General features: G+C 32.5%; 2 pseudogenes. Both read right to left on the reverse strand.

What is annotated here, in order from left to right:
• Positions 1 to 114: 114 nt before the first annotated feature.
• Positions 115 to 648 (reverse strand): annotated as a pseudogene (locus AFK68_RS37835) (NAD(P)/FAD-dependent oxidoreductase); the annotation flags it as partial.
• Between the two features lie 42 nt (positions 649 to 690).
• Positions 691 to 1,509: pseudogene (locus AFK68_RS37840) on the reverse strand (NAD(P)-binding domain-containing protein); the annotation flags it as partial.
• Positions 1,510 to 1,943: the final 434 nt, after the last annotated feature.

The following is a 1,943-nucleotide window of genomic DNA, read 5'->3' on the forward strand; positions in this document are numbered from 1 at the left end:
GAATTAATTCTCCCAACTCAATCATCAGGCGATCGCTACCAACTGTGTCTCCTAACTATTGTCCAACAGTTGAATTAATTCTCCCAACTGAATAATGAGGCGATCGCTACCTTTTCAACTTTCTCTCCTATTTGCTTTCAGAAAAGTTTCCATTGAATCATCCATAGCTTCCACCCATGGGGTAGGATGAATAGGAGCAACAGTCCCAGTTACAGGGGAAGAAAATGATCGATTACGGTAAGTCATTATATCTTCTTCTTTATGATGTATCAAATCGTAAATATGTTTACGAATTAATTCAAAATCAATTTTGGGATAATCACTTGCATTATGTAGCTCTTTTACATACTCTGTTTGAAAATCAACCATCTGAATTATATCTTCTAATTTTTCCTCTTTTGTTACCCATTCATTAATATCATTGTCAACTTCACTATCATTTGGAATTTTAATTTTACCTAAAATTACATCTCTAACATACCAAGCTTGACAATCAAACATATTAAAAGTATAAATCTGATTTTGCATCCCTAAATACATTAGTTTATGATTATCTTGCCAAACTACTCCTTTATAAAGTTTAGGTGGATATAGCCTGTTATTTGTTTTTAATTTTAAACTTTCTTCTAAAAAAGGAAAATGATGTAAATATCCAGTACATTTTTCGGCCCTGTTTTTACTGAGTCACANTCCGAAAAATCCAGTACATAAAATCAAAACATCTGCTTCTTGAGTATGACCATCCTTAAAAGTAGCTTTTTTTCCTTCTAATTTATCTAGATAATAAACTTCTTTTATTCCTTCAGGCCATTTCAAACCAATGGGATTATTTCTATAACCAATAGTTACAGATTTTGCTCCATACTTATAACATTGTAATGCAATATCTTCTGCGGAATAACTACTTCCTAAAACTACTATATTCTTACCCCTAAATTCTTCTGCGTCTCTAAAGTCATGTGAGTGCATAATTCTTCCTGGAAAAGAGTTCATTCCTTCATATTCAGGAATGTAAGGAACAGAAAAGTGACCTGTGGCAACTACTATATAATCAAATTGTTCTTCTGCATATTTATTTTCTTTTTTGTTTAACGATGTAACTTCAAAAATACTGCCATTAAAATTAACATTAGTAACTGTAGTATTAAACTTAATATACTGTTTTAAATTACCATTTTTGGCTCTCCCCACAATATAGTCATACAATACTTCACGGGGAAGAAATGAAGGTATTGGTTTTCCAAAGTGGCGATCGAAAGAATAATCAGCAAATTCTAAACATTCTTTAGGTGCATTTGACCAAAGATGTCTATACATACTATTATGAACTAGGTCTCCATATTGATCCGAACCAGTTCTCCAACTATAGTTCCAAAGACCTCCCCAATTTTCTTGTTTTTCAAAACAAACAATTTCAGGGATATTTTCACCTTTTAGTTCAGCTTGTTGGAAAGCGTGTAACATTGATAAACCACAAGGTCCTGAACCAATAATTGCAACTTTAGCCATATTATACTCCACTAATAATTAGTAAAAAAGAACATTAGAATAAGAGCTTTAGCGTCTGAAGTTTTTTTCAAAGCTTGGGAACCTATTCAGATTAATTTCCATCAGAAATATTATAGTCAAAAATACTTTTCAGGTTCCATTAGGCGTTTGAAATAAGTGAAAATTGAGCGATCGCTACCTTTCCTACTTCATCTCAAAACTATTGCGCAATAGTTTAATTAATCGTAGCACAGGCATCCTGGCTATTTTTTTTCTGACAGCCAAGNCTCAAAACTATTGCGCAATAGTTTAATTAATCGTAGCACAGGCATCCTGGCTATTTTTTTTCTGACAGCCAAGATGGCTGTGTTACTATGGTATAATTGAAGTAAAAAGTTAGCTATTGTCACCTTTCCTACTTTATCTAAAAAGTATTGCGCAATAGTTTAATTAAT

The sequence above is a fragment of the Hydrocoleum sp. CS-953 genome (assembly GCF_002260545.1).
Lineage (GTDB): Bacteria > Cyanobacteriota > Cyanobacteriia > Cyanobacteriales > Microcoleaceae > Trichodesmium.